The sequence below is a fragment of the Colwellia polaris genome (genome assembly GCF_002104515.1).
GTDB classification, from domain to species: Bacteria; Pseudomonadota; Gammaproteobacteria; order Enterobacterales; family Alteromonadaceae; genus Cognaticolwellia; species Cognaticolwellia polaris.
This window is the reverse complement of record NZ_NBOE01000001.1, coordinates 197465-212482: the sequence shown is the minus strand read 5'-3', so window position 1 is coordinate 212482 and position 15018 is coordinate 197465. Positions and strand designations below refer to the sequence as shown.

Sequence of the window (15018 nt, the reverse complement as noted above, 5' to 3'; positions counted from 1 at the left end):
CTCGGTTAGAAAGATAAATAATAATAACAACTTAAGCCCTATGCTCAGCCCTTTTATAGCTTGCTTGATTTTTTTAAGCAAGATTTTAGGTATACTACTGATTATACAATACTGATATTTGAGCTTGTTAAGTGCGTTTTACTCTTGCTTTAGTTTTATACCGTTTATTATTTTTGCTATTAACACCATTGCTTTTAGTCGTATTGTTGTTACGTTCGATTAGCCATAAAGCCTATAGAAATCGTCTTTTTGAGCGTCTCGGGTTACTGGCAAAAAACCTCAAGCCTCATGGCATTATTGTGCATGCGGCCAGTGTGGGTGAAATCATCGCTTTAAAACCTTTTATTTCACAACTGCTAATATTGAATCCTGACTCGCCAATAACAGTCACCACGTTTACGCCAACCGGTTCAGCACAAGTGCAAAAATTATTTGCTGACAAAGTACAGCATTGCTATTTGCCACTCGATAACATTATATCTACAGCATTATTTCTAAAACGCTTACAGCCTAAAGCTATGGTGTTTATGGAAACAGAGTTATGGCCGAACTTAATTGCACAATGTAAACATAAGCAGGTTAAGTTGTTGCTCGTTAATGGTCGCTTATCTGATAAATCTATGCGTAGCTATAAAAAACTATCTTGGTTAATTACACCCGCTATTCAACGTTTTGACAAAATATTAACCCAAAGCCAAGTCAACCAAGATAATTACTTAGCCATGGGCGCTAACGAAAATTCATGTAAATTATCGGGTAATCTTAAATTTGATGTTTCACTCAATAACGAGACTAAATCTAAGCAACAGGCATTAAACAATTTATTACCTGCAGTTAAAAAAGTGTGGTTAATTGCCAGCACACACCCCGGCGATGAAACGCTTGCGCTAAAAGCCTTTGAAAAAATCAGAAAAAAAATTCCTGAAGCATTGCTTATTATTGTACCAAGACATCCTGAACGCTTTGAACAAGTGGCTAAGTTAGCACGTGAAGCTGGAAATAATGTGCTTCAACGCAGCCAAAATATCCCCGTTACTCCCGACACTCATGTTTGGGTTATTGATACTTTAGGCGAATTACTTGCCGCCTGCTCTTTAGCTGACGTGGTAACCATGGGGGGAAGCTTTAGCAGTATTGGTGGCCATAACCCATTAGAACCGGCTTTATTTAAAAAACCTGTAATTGTTGGCCCAAATATGAGTAACTTTATAGAGATTTTAGCGCAACTAAAAACGGCACAGGGCATCATTCAGTTGCTTGAAAATAACAATATGGCGCAAGCTTTATCTGATGAAGTGCTGCGTTTATTTACCGATGAAACCAGTGCTAAAGCACTAGGAAATCATAGTTACCAAGTAGTGTTAGCAAACCAAGGGGCAACCGAGCAATCTTTAGCGGCATTACAAACATTAATTAAAAGATAAGCCTATTGTTTAAAGGCTAACAGCTAAGCACGTTGTTTAAAATATAGCCTTACACCTAAAATGGTTAGCGAAATCAACAAAATTAGTCCTAATATACCCAATACCTGGTTAAGTTCTTTATAAGGCGTCCATTGTAAATAATGCACTTGGTAGAGTAAGTTAATTAATTGGGTATCTTGTCCTTGCTGGCTTAAGGTTAGATTTTTCCAATTTAACGTTACTTTGACACCAGTGCTGGTTTTCGCCGTTAAACCATCAGTAGAAACTATGTCACCATACCTTGCCTGATTATGCGTAAAAGCATCGTTCAATAAGGCTTTAAATTCAGATGTTGTTGGCTCAGGCATCGCAAGTAATGAGTTAAGATTTAAGTGTTCACTTTTGTTATTCGCTTGTACTAAAAGGTGATCGCCTAGCACGGTTTTAACAACGCTAAGTTTTTGCCAATTATCTTGAGGAGTCAACGAAATGGGCTGGCTAAGCGGGTATTGTTTAACGGATAACTGCTCGTAAGCACCTTGGTAGCCCGGCTTTATAAAAAACACTAACCCAGTAAAAGTCCAACCCAACATAGGTAACACTAGCATTAGGCCGATAATTTTATGCAGTTTTCTACTTTTTATTTTGCTGTTTTTCATGGTTATTTTTTATCTGTTAAATGTGATGCGTATAAATTTTTATTAATAGCTACTTTTAAATCACAACTATTTCAATCGATAGATTATAAAATAGTTTAAAATATTAAATGGTTAAGCTTTAGTGCGGTTTTCAGCAATTTCTTTTATTAATACCGGAGTAGAGAAATCAGCTTGTTGGTCGAGTGCCAACGGAATTAACCATCGTAAATTTGGCACAATCTTACGCGGTAATTCAGCCAACTTAATAATATGTACTTGCTCTTGCTCAATAGTTTTAGCATTAAAGGCGAGATCAGAATGGCCAAAATACACGTCTACGTCGTAACAACTTTCTCGATATACATTTGCGTAACATGTCCAATCAGCTTGTTGGGTGTTCACACCGGTTTCTTCGAAAAATTCTCTCACCATGGCATCGATTGAAGACTCATTAACTTCAACTTTGCCGCCAATACCGTTAAATAACCCGCGCTGCCATTCTGGGTTAATTTTTTCAATAAGTACGACATAACGAGTATCTTTTGAAAACAAAAAACCGGTAACATATTTTTTCATATCTATCCTTGTTTGCTACTACAACATCTCTGGATAGTTGTCGTGAATAACACGATCAATGGTTTTTTTAACTTCTGCAATGCTAATTTGCATCATTAAATCTTTACCTTTAGCACGCGTACCCCAAGGTAATTGTTCAACACGCTTTTTATATTGCTGTTGTATCGATGCAGCATAAGCACTAACAACATATTGAGGATATAGATATGGGCCAGTACGCATTGGATTACTATGGGCATATAACCCGACAACGGGTGTTTCTACTGTAACCGCCATATGCGCCGGCCCTGTATCAGGAGCAACCACTAAATGCGCAACTTTTAATATGGCTAACAGTTGTTTTAAACTGGTTTCTCCGACCAAATTTTGTATTTCGTTATCACCTTGGCTGAACTTGCTGCGACTAATAATTGCCTCAGCAAGTAGTTTTTCCATGGTAGTTGGGCCACCGCATATAACAACTTTAAAGCCACACGCATGTAAATACTCAGCCGTTTGCGAATAACCTTCTGCATGCCAATTACGTTCGGCTTTACTTGCTGCAGGGCTAATGACGGCAATAGGTTTATTTTCTGGGTTGCCTGCACTGAGTTTCTCGCTAGCCCATAATTGGTCGCTATCTGGCAAGGGCATGTTCCACAAGGGTGCTGCAACCTCTAAGCCTAATGCTGCTGCGAATCCCATAAAGCCATCTAGAACATGTGGTTGGCTTTGTTTAGCTATTTTTTTATTACTAAATAACCATTGCCCTTCTTTTGCACGTTGGCTGTCAAAACCAATTTTAACTTTCGCTGATATACATAAACTGGCAATGCTAGCGCGTAAGGCAACTTGCATATGCAGTAAAACATCAAATTTTTGGCCTTTTAGTGCTTGTTTTAAATCTTGATAACCTTTTAAACCCGCACGTTTGTCAAAAATAACAAATTCCACACCGTGCAAGCCTTGTAACAAACTCGCTTCAACCTTACCAATTACCCAAGTAATTTTAGTATTAGGCCATTGTCGCTGAATATTTTGCACCATAGCCACAGCATGACAAACATCACCAATGGCAGATAATCGCAATAAACATAAATTTTTCGGAGCAGATAATTGACCCAGCATAAAGGATTCACCACAATAGGAGCAGATATATAATATAGGCCTATTATCTTGAACAAGCCCGCAATTGTAAAACCCTGTCATGAAAAAACTTTTCAACAAGACAACATTTATTGCCGATATAACAGCGATGAAATTAACGCTTTTGTCCCTGAAATGCTTAATGGCGACTATTGGCAAGAAAAAAATGCCATCGTTGGTAGTGCCCAAGGTCGTGGTACCACTTGGTTTATCGCCAATGAAAATTCTGCTGGTGTTTTGCAGAACTGGGTATTACGACATTATTATCGTGGCGGACTTATCGGTAAAGTGCTGAACGACCAATACATGTATACAGGGTTAGAAAACACCCGTGCTGCACGCGAGTTTGACTTATTAAAAACCATGCGCGCATTAGGCCTGCCAGCCCCTAAACCTATTGCTTTTCGAGTGAGTAAACACGGTTTAATCTATCGTGCTGATTTATTATCGTCACGCATCGAAAACGCTAACGATTTAGTCGCGATACTGAGTAAACATGAAATTAATGATCAACTTTGGCAAGATATTGGCAAAGTAATAAAGGCTTTTCATCAACAAGGTATTTATCATCACGATTTAAATGCCCATAACATTTTGCTTGATGATAATAATAAGGTTTGGCTAATTGACTTTGATCAAGGTGAAAAAAGAAATAATCAACATAAATGGCCAACAGAAAATATGGCCAGGTTACTCAGATCTTTTCGCAAAGAAAGTCATAAAATAGCAGGCTTTCAATGGCATGAGAAAAATTGGCAAATGTTACTAACAGGTTATCAGTCTACCATTACATAGTTTGTAATAACGAAGAGTAACCGCTGAGCGTTAAGCTACGTCTAAGCTATCTTGGCAACGTTGGCGATACATAGCGCGGGCTTCTAAAAACTCACTCTTAGCACTTTCACTAATATAAGGGTGAATAATAACTAAAATTTTCAACACGCCTTGATAGAAAACGGCGTCGTTAATTTCATTATCGTTATTTTGTGTTTGATAAAAGCTTAACCAAAAAGTATTAACTAAACGCAATATGCTAACAATATCAGGCAAGTCTTCATCTGAAAAATCCATCATACCTGCATCACGTAGCGAAAGTAATAACTCACTAACACGCTGTGCGATAAACCCTTGCACTTCAACATATTTATCGTGCAACAAAGGATTTTTAGCTAATAAAACGGGTAAGTTACTGTAGAAAAATCGAAACTTCATCATTGCCTGAAATACAACGTCCATATATAAAAGTATAGCGTCTAATGGTTTAACATCAGGGCTTACTTCCGGCATGGTTTCAATTAATAAGTTACGGGCATATTCCTCATAAATTGAAAGGATAATGTCTTCTTTATTGCGAAAGTGGTAGTAAAGATTACCTGGGCTAATACCAAGATCTGCGGCAATGTGGTTGGTGGTAACATTACGCTCACCCTGTTCATTAAATAATACAATACTCGCTTGAATTATTTTGTCCCTAGTTTTCATCGATACTACTTCTTGTATTTGTGGCTAGATATTTTTCTATCATACTATCAAAAATCATCAAACTTAAAGTATTTCGAGTAAATACTTTAAGTAATTTTAATGTTGACACTTGTCAGATTTGATTGCACCTTATGTAACGCACAATACAAACTGATTAAAAAGGATAAATATAATGCTTAATAAATGGCATACATTGATTGAAAATAATGCAGTTTCTGACATTTCGACTTTACTTGCTGATGACGTAACTTTATTTTCACCGGTTATTCATACACCTATCAAAGGTAAAGAAATGGTTAGTCTGTATTTAACCGCTGCCTTTCATACTTTTTTAAATGGCACCTTTACATACAACCGTGAATTTTCAGGCGATAACGCTGCGGTGCTAGAGTTTTCATTAGTCATTCAAGAAATAGATATTAATGGTATTGATATGATCACATGGAATGATGCAGGTAAAATCACTGAATTTAAGGTGATGATCAGACCATATAAAGCGCTTAATATGATTAATGAACAGATGACCGCTATGCTAACGCAATTAAAAAACCGTTAATTAATTGTCCTAGAACAAACGGGTTAATTAACCGTTCATTTTAAGATTTAAGACAAAAAATAGCTCACGTAATTACTTAACTTGTATAACATGCAGTGCAATTTCTGATTTTTTTGAAATTACTCGCATCAGCAATTACAATGGTTTTTTTATTCATTTAGTATCATTGAAACTTATGGCAATTAAAGCAATTTATCCCGGTACATTCGATCCGGTTACCAATGGGCATGCCGATTTAATAGAGCGAGCAAGTCGTTTATTTAGTGAAGTTATTGTAGGTATTGCCGCTAGCCCAAGTAAAAAGCCACTCTTTGATTTAGATCAGCGCGTAGCTTTACTTAAAGCGGTTACAGAGCATTTACCTAATGTAACCGTCGTTGGCTTTAGTGGTTTATTAATAGACTTTGCTAAAAATCATCAGGCAAAAGTGCTTATTCGGGGTTTACGTGCTGTTTCTGATTTTGAATATGAGTTTCAATTAGCGAATATGAACCGACGTTTAGCACCCGACTTAGAGTCGGTATTTTTAACACCTGCTGAAAAAAACTCTTTTATCTCATCAACGTTAGTCAAAGAAGTAGCTCTGCACCATGGTGATGTTAGCCAGTTTGTCCATCCTGCGGTAAAAAAAGCACTCGATGCCAGTATGCTTAAACATCAATAAGGCTTACAAATAAGCTAGGGCTGATTTACAGAGAAGAATAAGTAATTAAAAGGCTATAATTCACATAATACTGACGTGATATTACAAGCCTTTTAATCAACTAAGGTTGAATGAATCGCCACTTTATTAACCGGTATTATTAGCGTTGCTTACCATTTTTATTTTTCGTGTTAGCAATTTTACGCGCTATAGCGAGTAAATCAGGTGAGATGTCATCGCTGCCCGACTTAATTAATTTACTGACATCACCCGAAGAAAATAACGAGCCACGTTCAGACTTTACACCTAACGAGCGGACAAAGTCTTTAGTTTGTCCGGTACTGCCCGTTTCAATATACTTAAAAAGAACTTGCTCGTTAAAGTTTTCTGGCGCTGTTTTTAGGGTCGTAATTTCGTGGTTAATTGCTTGAATTTCTTGTTCAAGATTAGCAATTAACTCAGCAATATTTTCGTAAGGTTTCATCAATTATTTGACTCTTTTTAGGGGCATATCAGGTAAAAAGTGCTCAAGGTAGCCCAGTTGCACATAATCTTGGTATTAAAGTAGAATTATAACGTGAACTAAAGCTTGGCAATAGCTTTAGCGTTAACTACTTTAAAAAGCATGAAAATAACAGTCTTTAACGTGCACATTGCAGCTAAATTTAACTTATTAAATTTAGCTAGCGCCGCTATTTTATACCTACTCAACTAAATCCACTTCATATAAAATACTCAAGCCATCATACTTGTGACATTTAACATCAACTCGATTCGATGAAGTGTTAATAGACTTTCGACACGTTACATGTTGTGAACTAAGTCCATATCGACGAATATATTCAGCGACAATAGTGTCGATTTCATTTTGAATAGCTGGCGTTGCAAAAGCATAAAAATCATCATATTGCTCATTCCATTCCCTTACATTCGCCTCCTTAGCTACTCCTAACCATCCCATACCAAGCAAAACTGACTGTTCAACATATTGACCCTTCAAGAACATAAAAGCTAAAGCATATTGTGAGCCTTTATAGCCCCATGCTGCTGGCTCTTTAAGCAAATGAAATGCTTGCTCATAATTGCCTTTTTTATATTGTGTCATCCCGGTAATTTCTTTTACTTCTAATGAGCGAGTCGTTTTTCTGATGCTATCAGTTGACTTACAAGACAGCATGAAAAGAGAGAGGAACATCAACATTAGACTTGATTTAACTGGCATTTTAATCCTTTAAGTGCATTATTTTAAATTGCTTTAGTTGCATTAGTAGCTTTCTTTGGCTTTTTTTTCGCTGCTTGTTTAGGTATTACCTGAACTTGGCAAGTGGGGCAAAAAACAGAGCTGCGATTCGATTGGCGAATCTCTTCTAGTATGGTTTGGCAACCATCACATTTTTCCCCGGCACGCCCGTACACAAAAAGTTTTTGAGCAAAATAGCCTGGTTTGCCATCAGCCTGCGTAAAATCTTTTAGCGTTGTACCGCCTTGCTCAATTGCCGCCGCTAACACTTGTTTAATAATGTCTGTTAACTGATTAAATTTTTCTTCACTAATACTATTAACTAAAGTGGCGGGATGAATACTAGCAATAAATAACGCCTCATTCGCATAAATATTACCAACACCCACAACCACATGATTATCCATTAAAAAGGTTTTAATCGGCACCTTACGGTTACCTGCTTTGGCAAATAAATGTCCATAGGCAAAATCTGCTGTTAAAGGCTCTGGTCCTAACTTGGTTAACAATCCTTGTAAGTCCTGATGCTCAGGAAACCACAGCACTGCACCAAAACGTCTTGGGTCATTTAACCTCAGCATTTTGTCGTTATCAAATAGCATTTCAAAATGATCATGCTTAGCCGCTGGCGTATGTTCTTCCAAAATTCGTACCGAGCCAGACATGCCAAGATGTAGCAATAAAGTACCACTAGAAAATCTTAATAGAAGGTATTTTGACCGCCGTTCTATTGTTTCTAACTTTTCACCCACAACATTATGTACTTCATCAGGTATAGGCCAGCGTAACTTGGCATTACGCACAATTACTTGGGTAACTTTTTGCTGTGTAATATGTGGCGTTATGCCTAATCGGCACACTTCTACCTCGGGTAATTCAGGCATATTAAGGTTTTCCTGGTAGTGACGAACTGCTGTTAGCTTTAGTATTACTTGCTTGTTGTTCGAAAGCCTTCATTCTAGCAGCAAAGGCGCTAGCAAAACGCTGCGGTGAACCTTCGTCCATATTAAAATACAATGAAGGTTCGATTAACTCAGCTTCCATTAACGCAAATGTGTCTTGATGACGAACAAAATCAATGCGGGCATAAAGTAATTCACCATGAAGCTTACTAATGGCTTGCATCGTTTTGTTAGCAACTGCAATCAAGCCATCTTCGGGTGTTACTGACAATAAACCTCCACCATGCTCTTCTTGTACTCTAAAATCGCCCTGCGCCGGCGTTTTTAAAATGGCATGGCTGTATTCACCATTAAAATAGAACAAGGAAAATTCGCCTTCTTGACAAATACTTTCCATAAAAGGCTGCACCATTAACTCTCGGCTGGCAAAAGCTTGCTTTAAATCGGTTATATTGTCTTTATAATTAGCTTTTGTAAGCCAAAAGGTATTATCTGAGTTGGCACTAACTCTGGGTTTTAATACCACTTGCTCGGTTGCAAAATAATCAAAATATTCTGTTAGCTTGTCAGCTTCAAAAGCATCGGGCCAAAGTGTTGGCACAATGGTTATTTTCTCAGCGGCTAAGCTTTTTAAATAGCTTTTGTTAATATTCCATTTAACCACACTTAAACTATTTTCTAGTCGGGCTGTCGATTGTTCAATGCGCGATAATACCTCGAGAAAGCGCTCCATATCGTCTTGATAATCCCAAGGGCTTCGAATAATAACCGCTTTATAGTCATTCCAGTTCACCTTAGCACAACGCCATGAAACCTCTTCTGTTTGCCACCCTAAAGCTAATAGCGGCTGATCGATTAAATAGTCATAGACTTCAAAGTCTTCTAAATTGTCCATCGATAAAATTGCACATTTGTTCATTGGGTTACTGCCTTCTAATTCGATAAAATTGAAATAACATCTGCTAACCGGCAAATATTTCTTGTGGAAATAATTGCCCATACATAGCGATCGGCATTGTCAGCCATTGTTTTGAGCGCTGATTAAATATTAATAATTGCTGTTCTGTGGCATAAAAGTTTAACGCTAGTGGTTCAACCTGGCCTGCAATATCAAGTTTTACATCAAGCGAAAATTGTCGGTCTATCTCTGGTGCTTGCGCCATAGCCTCACCAGTACTTTGTTGCCAAGACATCATCATTTGCGCTAAAGCTTGCCCGGATATGTTGCTGGGTGTTGATCGCCATGTGCGACCAATACGTTCAATATTTACAATATTATTAATACTTAAGGTTAGTATGACATTTTGCTTACCAACGAGTGCAATTTCCTGCTCACTACTAACATTGTCATCAGCTGAAAATATTTTTTTATTGGTTAAATTAATCACTAAAATAAAGCCCATAACCGCAAAAATAATGACATTGTTCCAACCCGTTTTTGATAGCTTCACCATAATATATTCCCAAGACGAGCATTGACTTCATAATACGAAAAAATTGAGCTTATTAGTACATAGCTTTACACTATTAACAAATAATAAAGCATTCTCTTAGTGCTTTCAAAAACCAAGGTTTTCTTATGAAAATAAAACAACTCAGTATAGGCATATTATTGTTCAGTGGCTTATCGCTCACTACTAGCACGTTTGCAAATCAAAACAGTGAAAAATTTCAACAGTTACTCGACGAGCATTGGCAAAACGCAAATAAAGAACAAATATTTTTCAGAAAAGACCCTGATGCCTTTCGAATGAACGGTAAGTTACCTGAAATGTCAGCAAAAGGTCGCGAGCGTCGTGCAACCTATAACCATGAATTATTATCTCGCATCGAAACCATTGACGTTACGCAACTAACATCGGCTGAACAAGTAAGTTATCGTTTATTTAAATATGAACGCGAAGCAGAAGAAAAGAGCTATCAATTTCAAGATCATCTTTATCCGTTAACCTACTATTCTGGTTTTCATAGTTATTTTGCTGGCGCCCCCGCGAATATGTCATTCTTAACCGAGCAAGACTACCGCAATTATTTGATCAGCCTTGCTGACTATCCACGCTATAACCAAGAGCACATTGTTGATCTTAAACAAGCGGTTGCTTTGGGGCATACACATTACTGTAAAAGCTTTAAAGGCTACGAAAAGTCGATCAGTAAACATTTAGTCAATAATGTGGAAGAGAGTGTTTTTTATGCGCCTATGCTAAATATGCCAACAGCAATATCTCCGGCGCAACAAAGTACTTATCGTCAGCAAGTAAAAAACTTAATTAAAAACACTGTGCTTCCCGAGTACCAAGCGTTTTATGACTTTTTTACTCAAGAGTATATGACAAACTGTCGAACGACTGCCGGTATTAATAGCGTTAAAGGGGGGGCTGATTACTATCAATACTTAATTGAGTATTACACCACTACAGACCTAACCGCAGATGAAATTCATCAAACAGGCTTAGATGAAGTTAAGCGTATTCGTCAAGAAATGCAGACCATTATCAAAGCAGTCGGCTTTAAAGGAGAGTTCAAAGATTTCATTAAATTCTTACGTACCGACCCACAATTTTATACTGACAATGCAATGGATATGCTTGAAAAAGCCAGCTATATCACACGTAAAATGGCTGCCCAATTACCCAAATGGTTTACCGTACTACCTCGTTCGACCTTTGATATAAAATCTAGCCCTAATGGCGGCGCGTATTATGTTGCCTCAGATGGCAGTGGCACTACATCAGGAACTTATTTTTTAGAAACTAAAAATTTAGAGAGCCAACCATTATATACCTTAGAAGCTTTAACCTTTCATGAGGCCGAGCCCGGTCATCATTTTCAAAGTGCCATTGCACAAGAAGTTGATATGGCAGAGTTTCGTAAAACATTATACCACGCAGCTTACGGTGAAGGCTGGGGACTATATTCAGAACGCTTAGGTAAAGAAATGGGCTTTTATCAAGACCCTTACAGTGACTTTGGCCGCCTAACTTACGAGGCATGGCGTGCTTGTCGCTTAGTGGTTGATACCGGCATTCATGCTAAAGGTTGGACTCGACAACAAGCCATTGATTATTTAGCTGACAATACAGCGTTAAGCATGGCCGATGTTATTGGCCAAATTGATCGATACATAAGTTGGCCAGCACAGGCATTATCATACAAAATTGGTGAAATTAAAATTCGTCAGTTACGTGCTACAGCAGAGGCCGCGCTTGGTAATAAGTTCGATGTTAGAGCTTTTCATGACCAAATGTTGAAAAATGGTAGCTTACCTATGGCATTGCTTGAAGAGTTAACTATGGACTGGATTAAACAACAGCAAATATAACCACAAAGCTTTTATCCCAGCCTTAACATAAAGGAGAAGCCGCATTACGTGGTTTCTCCTTTTTTATATCAATGTGTTCAATTTATTACACTACTTTTTCATGACTAAACATGAGCAGCTAATTGAGTAGCTTTTCAAACTAAAAGAATAAACTCATCTTACTAGCGCATCAAACAACTCACGACTATGTACAAAATAAGCATCTATCAAGGTGGAAGTTAGCCATGGTTAATCAGTTGTGCTTAACTGCATACTTTTCTTTAGGCAATAAAAAACCCGGTATAAACCGGGCTTTTAAATAAGCAGTAATCAATTACTTGATTTTAGCTTCTTTATACATAACATGCTGACGAATGCGAGGATCAAACTTTTTGATCTCCATTTTCTCAGGCATAGTTTTTTTGTTTTTGTCTGTAGTGTAAAAATGGCCAGTGCCAGCACTAGAAACTAAACGAATTTTATCGCGCATTGTGCAATTCCTTAAACTTTTTCGCCACGGGCACGGATATCAGTTAAAACTGCATCAATACCTTTTTTATCGATAATACGCATTCCTTTCGGAGTTAAACGTAATTTAACGAAGCTATTTTCACTCTCAACCCAAAAACGGTGAGTTTGAAGGTTAGGTAAAAAACGACGACGAGTCGCGTTTCTTGCGTGCGAACGGTTGTTTCCAACCATTGGCTTTTTGCCTGTTACTTGGCAAACTTTAGACATAATGAGTACTCCAAAATTAATTTCAGGTCGTGCTGTATTTCCCCAAGACCGTCGCCTCGGGATCCTGAAAAAGGTGGCATATTATAGTGAAACTGAAAAATGAATTCCAGTATTAATCGCCCTAAAAACAAATACTTTTAAAATAGATTAAATTTCAAGGGCTTAGATAAATAAAATGGTAAAAATGAGGCAATAATTGCAGTAATATCATTCTAGTCGATTAATAAAGGTGCGATTTTAGTCTATTTTTGAGTCTAATAATTTACGCAATTTTTCTTTTTGAGCTTTATTACAGAGTTCATCAATTAAAATACGAATAATATGAGACTTAGCTAATTGCGTATCAACGGCCAATTCTTGCAACTGTTCTATAGCAGCTTCGCTTAACGTGAATGTTGCAGGACGAAAACGACGACCGACCTCATTGCTGGTTTGTGTTTTGCGATTTGCATGTTCTTTAGCTGCCAAAATTGCTTCTTGCAATGACATTTCATCATGTTCACGACTGACAATTTTAGGTTGCCCTTTGGCATAATCTTCCGCATCAGCAATAAATTCATCAACCGTGAATTTTTTCTTTTTCTTTGGACCGTCCTTGGATTTTTTTAGATCAATTAAACTCATGGGCATTGTCCGGTTTCATCGATAATAGCTCTTCAGCTATTGCGATCATTTCTATCGCCGCTTTACTATCAGGTTCAATTTCCAGTACAGATGAACCCATTTCTTCACTGTCATCATAAACATTACGGTTAAACGTTACGGCATTTAATACATTAATGCCGAAGGAGCTACATACTTCTTTAGCTTCTAGAATTCTACCTGCTTGATTAGGTAAAGAAGGGCATTGTGTTATGACAAACGATGCTAACATTTTAGGGTTAACCATTTTACATGTGCTTAGCATGTCTTCCATATGGGGTACTGTTTTTAAATCGCGACGTTTAGGTCTCAGTGGTATAACAACATGGTCAGCTACTGACATAGCCGCTCGTAAGGCTAAGTTATCTTGGCCACCACAATCTACAATCACATAATCATAGTGTTGGTTTAGACTTAATAAATCATTTCTAATTTTACCGTACAATTGAATACAATTGATGGCTGGTAGTGACGGATCAGAATTTCTTGCTTGTATCCAATCAGACGTAGTTCGCTGTGGATCACAATCAACCATCAATACAATAGCTTTTTTCTCACGGGCAAAATACACAGCTAAATTCTGCGCTAGGCAACTTTTACCACTACCACCTTTTTCCCCGCCTACTAAAATCATCATCTTGGTAATTCCTTGTTTACTACTTAAAATACAACAACCACTTTATTATAGTTCAATAATTCAGGGTTAGCTTAAGCAAGATCTGTCAGCTGCATTGCAACTTCGAACCAGCCATTATCTTGTTTTACACAACGTATAACTTTACCAAACAACTTTTGGCTATTTGGATTTGCTGCTTTAAATATAACGGTTACTTGGGTATTTGCTGCAATTTCGCAGTCACAATCTACTTTTAAGCCGCCACGAGAAAAATCTAAACACACTATTTTTTTGCGTTTTTCATCGCCGTTGTTATCAACCCAAACGATATCAATTATTTCTTTTTCCATATCGAGACGAAACGATCGTCGGCGTTCGCTTGCTTCGTTTTCGTGTGTATTGTCAATATCACTCATAGAGACTCCTTAATTTACTACGTTTGCATGATAAGTATTCATTGTTCAACCATTCGTCCATGTTCAGCATACGAATAACAATGGCAACCCGCAACTATTATATGATCAAGCACTTTAATATCAATTAAAGCAAGCGCTTGCTCTAATCGACTAGTAATTTGATTATCGGCAATGCTCGGTTCTGCAATACCAGAAGGGTGATTATGCGCCAGAATAACCGCACCTGCTTGGTGTTTAATTGCCGCTTCAACAACAATGCGTGGGTAAACAGCTGCGGCATTAATAGTACCTTGAAATAAGCGTTCAAACTTAATAACTTGATGCTGGGTATTTAAAAACAACACCGCAAATATTTCGCGGGTTTCATGGCGTAGCTCTGCTTTTAAAAAATTTTGTGTGCGCAAAGAAGATGTTAGCCCTTCGCCTGTTTTCATTTGCTCGGCTAAATAGCGCGTCGACATTTCCAAACATGCTTGCAACTGCACATACTTAGCAACACCTAAACCATGATGCTGACAAAAGTCGGTTAAGTCTGCCTGATAAATTTTCGCTATACTGCCAAAATCTCTCAATAAATTTCTTGCTAAATCAACTACATGACAACCTTTAACACCAGTACGTAAAAAAATTGCTAATAATTCTGCATCGCTGAGGCTTTTAGGCCCGTGCTGTAAGAGTTTTTCTCTTGGTTTTTCACAATCTGGCCAGTCTTTTAACATAAGTGCATCCTTGCAAAGTGA

General features: G+C 37.6%; 20 protein-coding genes. 5 read left to right on the top strand and 15 right to left on the bottom strand.

Annotated elements, in window-relative coordinates; genetic code table 11:
- The first annotated feature begins 131 nt into the window (after window positions 1-131).
- Window positions 132-1424 carry a lipid IV(A) 3-deoxy-D-manno-octulosonic acid transferase gene (waaA, locus tag B6A32_RS00940; RefSeq protein WP_085300889.1) on the top strand — a complete coding sequence of 431 codons (1293 nt, stop codon included), beginning with the start codon at window positions 132-134 and terminating at the stop codon, window positions 1422-1424.
- 23 nt (window positions 1425-1447) lie between these two features.
- Here the strand turns inward: waaA and B6A32_RS00935 are convergent, their stop codons facing one another.
- The 3 genes from B6A32_RS00935 to B6A32_RS00925 form a co-directional block, all read right to left on the bottom strand.
- Window positions 1448-2062: a PepSY domain-containing protein gene (locus B6A32_RS00935; RefSeq protein WP_085300888.1), complete on the bottom strand. Its 615-nt coding sequence runs from the start codon at window positions 2060-2062 to the stop codon at window positions 1448-1450.
- 111 nt (window positions 2063-2173) lie between these two features.
- A complete protein-coding gene (locus B6A32_RS00930) occupies window positions 2174-2617 on the bottom strand; it encodes an NUDIX domain-containing protein (RefSeq protein ID WP_085300887.1) in 444 nt (147 codons plus the stop codon).
- Between the two features lie 18 nt (window positions 2618-2635).
- A complete protein-coding gene (locus tag B6A32_RS00925; RefSeq protein WP_085300886.1) occupies window positions 2636-3724 on the bottom strand; it encodes a glycosyltransferase family 9 protein in 1089 nt (362 codons plus the stop codon).
- Between the two features lie 48 nt (window positions 3725-3772).
- Between B6A32_RS00925 and B6A32_RS00920 the strand changes: the two genes are divergently transcribed.
- A complete protein-coding gene (locus B6A32_RS00920) occupies window positions 3773-4537 on the top strand; it encodes a 3-deoxy-D-manno-octulosonic acid kinase (RefSeq protein ID WP_233131285.1) in 765 nt (254 codons plus the stop codon).
- 30 nt (window positions 4538-4567) lie between these two features.
- Here the strand turns inward: B6A32_RS00920 and B6A32_RS00915 are convergent, their stop codons facing one another.
- On the bottom strand, window positions 4568-5224 hold the full coding sequence (locus B6A32_RS00915) for a TetR/AcrR family transcriptional regulator (protein ID WP_085300885.1): 657 nt from the start codon (window positions 5222-5224) through the stop codon (window positions 4568-4570).
- Between the two features lie 172 nt (window positions 5225-5396).
- On the opposite strand from B6A32_RS00915, the gene B6A32_RS00910 reads away from it, so the two are divergent.
- Both B6A32_RS00910 and coaD read left to right on the top strand, forming a co-directional pair.
- Window positions 5397-5780, top strand: coding sequence for a nuclear transport factor 2 family protein (locus B6A32_RS00910; RefSeq protein ID WP_085300884.1), 384 nt, complete (start codon window positions 5397-5399; stop codon window positions 5778-5780).
- A gap of 175 nt (window positions 5781-5955) precedes the next feature.
- Complete coding sequence (coaD, locus tag B6A32_RS00905) at window positions 5956-6444, top strand: pantetheine-phosphate adenylyltransferase (RefSeq protein WP_085300883.1); 489 nt, start codon at window positions 5956-5958, stop codon at window positions 6442-6444.
- 139 nt (window positions 6445-6583) lie between these two features.
- On the opposite strand, the gene B6A32_RS00900 is transcribed toward coaD, so the two are convergent.
- From B6A32_RS00900 to B6A32_RS00880, 5 genes are all read right to left on the bottom strand, one after another.
- Window positions 6584-6907 (bottom strand): hypothetical protein, encoded by a 324-nt coding sequence (locus B6A32_RS00900; protein WP_085300882.1) that lies wholly within the window; start codon window positions 6905-6907, stop codon window positions 6584-6586.
- Window positions 6908-7126: 219 nt separating this feature from the next.
- The gene (locus B6A32_RS00895) at window positions 7127-7645 is read right to left on the bottom strand and encodes a hypothetical protein (RefSeq protein ID WP_085300881.1); all 519 of its coding nucleotides are present in this window, start codon (window positions 7643-7645) and stop codon (window positions 7127-7129) included.
- A 23-nt stretch (window positions 7646-7668) separates the two neighbouring features.
- Window positions 7669-8547 carry a bifunctional DNA-formamidopyrimidine glycosylase/DNA-(apurinic or apyrimidinic site) lyase gene (gene mutM / locus B6A32_RS00890; protein WP_085300880.1) on the bottom strand — a complete coding sequence of 293 codons (879 nt, stop codon included), beginning with the start codon at window positions 8545-8547 and terminating at the stop codon, window positions 7669-7671.
- Window position 8548: 1 nt separating this feature from the next.
- Window positions 8549-9484: an ATP-grasp domain-containing protein gene (locus tag B6A32_RS00885; RefSeq protein ID WP_143327855.1), complete on the bottom strand. Its 936-nt coding sequence runs from the start codon at window positions 9482-9484 to the stop codon at window positions 8549-8551.
- A 43-nt stretch (window positions 9485-9527) separates the two neighbouring features.
- Window positions 9528-10019 (bottom strand): hypothetical protein, encoded by a 492-nt coding sequence (locus B6A32_RS00880; protein ID WP_085300879.1) that lies wholly within the window; start codon window positions 10017-10019, stop codon window positions 9528-9530.
- 125 nt (window positions 10020-10144) lie between these two features.
- Between B6A32_RS00880 and B6A32_RS00875 the strand changes: the two genes are divergently transcribed.
- A complete protein-coding gene (locus B6A32_RS00875) occupies window positions 10145-11887 on the top strand; it encodes a DUF885 domain-containing protein (RefSeq protein WP_085300878.1) in 1743 nt (580 codons plus the stop codon).
- Window positions 11888-12200: 313 nt separating this feature from the next.
- Here the strand turns inward: B6A32_RS00875 and rpmG are convergent, their stop codons facing one another.
- The 6 genes from rpmG to radC all read right to left on the bottom strand — a co-directional run bounded on the left by rpmG (window position 12201) and on the right by radC (window position 14997).
- The gene (gene rpmG, locus B6A32_RS00870) at window positions 12201-12356 is read right to left on the bottom strand and encodes a 50S ribosomal protein L33 (protein WP_070375415.1); all 156 of its coding nucleotides are present in this window, start codon (window positions 12354-12356) and stop codon (window positions 12201-12203) included.
- Window positions 12357-12367: 11 nt separating this feature from the next.
- A complete protein-coding gene (gene rpmB / locus B6A32_RS00865; protein ID WP_077284236.1) occupies window positions 12368-12604 on the bottom strand; it encodes a 50S ribosomal protein L28 in 237 nt (78 codons plus the stop codon).
- 237 nt (window positions 12605-12841) lie between these two features.
- Window positions 12842-13228: a hypothetical protein gene (locus B6A32_RS00860; RefSeq protein ID WP_085300877.1), complete on the bottom strand. Its 387-nt coding sequence runs from the start codon at window positions 13226-13228 to the stop codon at window positions 12842-12844.
- Window positions 13215-13883, bottom strand: coding sequence for an AAA family ATPase (locus B6A32_RS00855; RefSeq protein WP_085300876.1), 669 nt, complete (start codon window positions 13881-13883; stop codon window positions 13215-13217). Before B6A32_RS00855 ends, B6A32_RS00860 begins: the two co-directional genes overlap by 14 nt.
- Before the next feature lie 71 nt (window positions 13884-13954).
- A complete protein-coding gene (locus B6A32_RS00850) occupies window positions 13955-14278 on the bottom strand; it encodes a PilZ domain-containing protein (protein ID WP_085300875.1) in 324 nt (107 codons plus the stop codon).
- Between the two features lie 38 nt (window positions 14279-14316).
- Window positions 14317-14997 carry a RadC family protein gene (gene radC / locus B6A32_RS00845; RefSeq protein ID WP_233131284.1) on the bottom strand — a complete coding sequence of 227 codons (681 nt, stop codon included), beginning with the start codon at window positions 14995-14997 and terminating at the stop codon, window positions 14317-14319.
- Window positions 14998-15018: the final 21 nt, after the last annotated feature.

What these genes read in the sequence shown, in the direction of transcription:
- B6A32_RS00915 (WP_085300885.1), bottom strand. Translation starts at nt 5,224, where the DNA reads ATGAAAACTAGGGACAAAATAATTCAAGCGAGTATTGTATTATTTAAT.
- radC (WP_233131284.1), bottom strand. Translation starts at nt 14,997, where the DNA reads ATGTTAAAAGACTGGCCAGATTGTGAAAAACCAAGAGAAAAACTCTTA.
- rpmG (WP_070375415.1), bottom strand. Translation starts at nt 12,356, where the DNA reads ATGCGCGATAAAATTCGTTTAGTTTCTAGTGCTGGCACTGGCCATTTT.
- B6A32_RS00855 (WP_085300876.1), bottom strand. Translation starts at nt 13,883, where the DNA reads ATGATGATTTTAGTAGGCGGGGAAAAAGGTGGTAGTGGTAAAAGTTGC.
- B6A32_RS00900 (WP_085300882.1), bottom strand. Translation starts at nt 6,907, where the DNA reads ATGAAACCTTACGAAAATATTGCTGAGTTAATTGCTAATCTTGAACAA.
- B6A32_RS00910 (WP_085300884.1), top strand. Translation starts at nt 5,397, where the DNA reads ATGCTTAATAAATGGCATACATTGATTGAAAATAATGCAGTTTCTGAC.
- B6A32_RS00850 (WP_085300875.1), bottom strand. Translation starts at nt 14,278, where the DNA reads ATGAGTGATATTGACAATACACACGAAAACGAAGCAAGCGAACGCCGA.
- coaD (WP_085300883.1), top strand. Translation starts at nt 5,956, where the DNA reads ATGGCAATTAAAGCAATTTATCCCGGTACATTCGATCCGGTTACCAAT.
- B6A32_RS00935 (WP_085300888.1), bottom strand. Translation starts at nt 2,062, where the DNA reads ATGAAAAACAGCAAAATAAAAAGTAGAAAACTGCATAAAATTATCGGC.
- mutM (WP_085300880.1), bottom strand. Translation starts at nt 8,547, where the DNA reads ATGCCTGAATTACCCGAGGTAGAAGTGTGCCGATTAGGCATAACGCCA.
- B6A32_RS00925 (WP_085300886.1), bottom strand. Translation starts at nt 3,724, where the DNA reads ATGCTGGGTCAATTATCTGCTCCGAAAAATTTATGTTTATTGCGATTA.
- B6A32_RS00930 (WP_085300887.1), bottom strand. Translation starts at nt 2,617, where the DNA reads ATGAAAAAATATGTTACCGGTTTTTTGTTTTCAAAAGATACTCGTTAT.
- B6A32_RS00875 (WP_085300878.1), top strand. Translation starts at nt 10,145, where the DNA reads ATGAAAATAAAACAACTCAGTATAGGCATATTATTGTTCAGTGGCTTA.
- B6A32_RS00885 (WP_143327855.1), bottom strand. Translation starts at nt 9,484, where the DNA reads ATGAACAAATGTGCAATTTTATCGATGGACAATTTAGAAGACTTTGAA.
- B6A32_RS00880 (WP_085300879.1), bottom strand. Translation starts at nt 10,019, where the DNA reads ATGGTGAAGCTATCAAAAACGGGTTGGAACAATGTCATTATTTTTGCG.
- B6A32_RS00895 (WP_085300881.1), bottom strand. Translation starts at nt 7,645, where the DNA reads ATGCCAGTTAAATCAAGTCTAATGTTGATGTTCCTCTCTCTTTTCATG.
- B6A32_RS00860 (WP_085300877.1), bottom strand. Translation starts at nt 13,228, where the DNA reads ATGAGTTTAATTGATCTAAAAAAATCCAAGGACGGTCCAAAGAAAAAG.
- rpmB (WP_077284236.1), bottom strand. Translation starts at nt 12,604, where the DNA reads ATGTCTAAAGTTTGCCAAGTAACAGGCAAAAAGCCAATGGTTGGAAAC.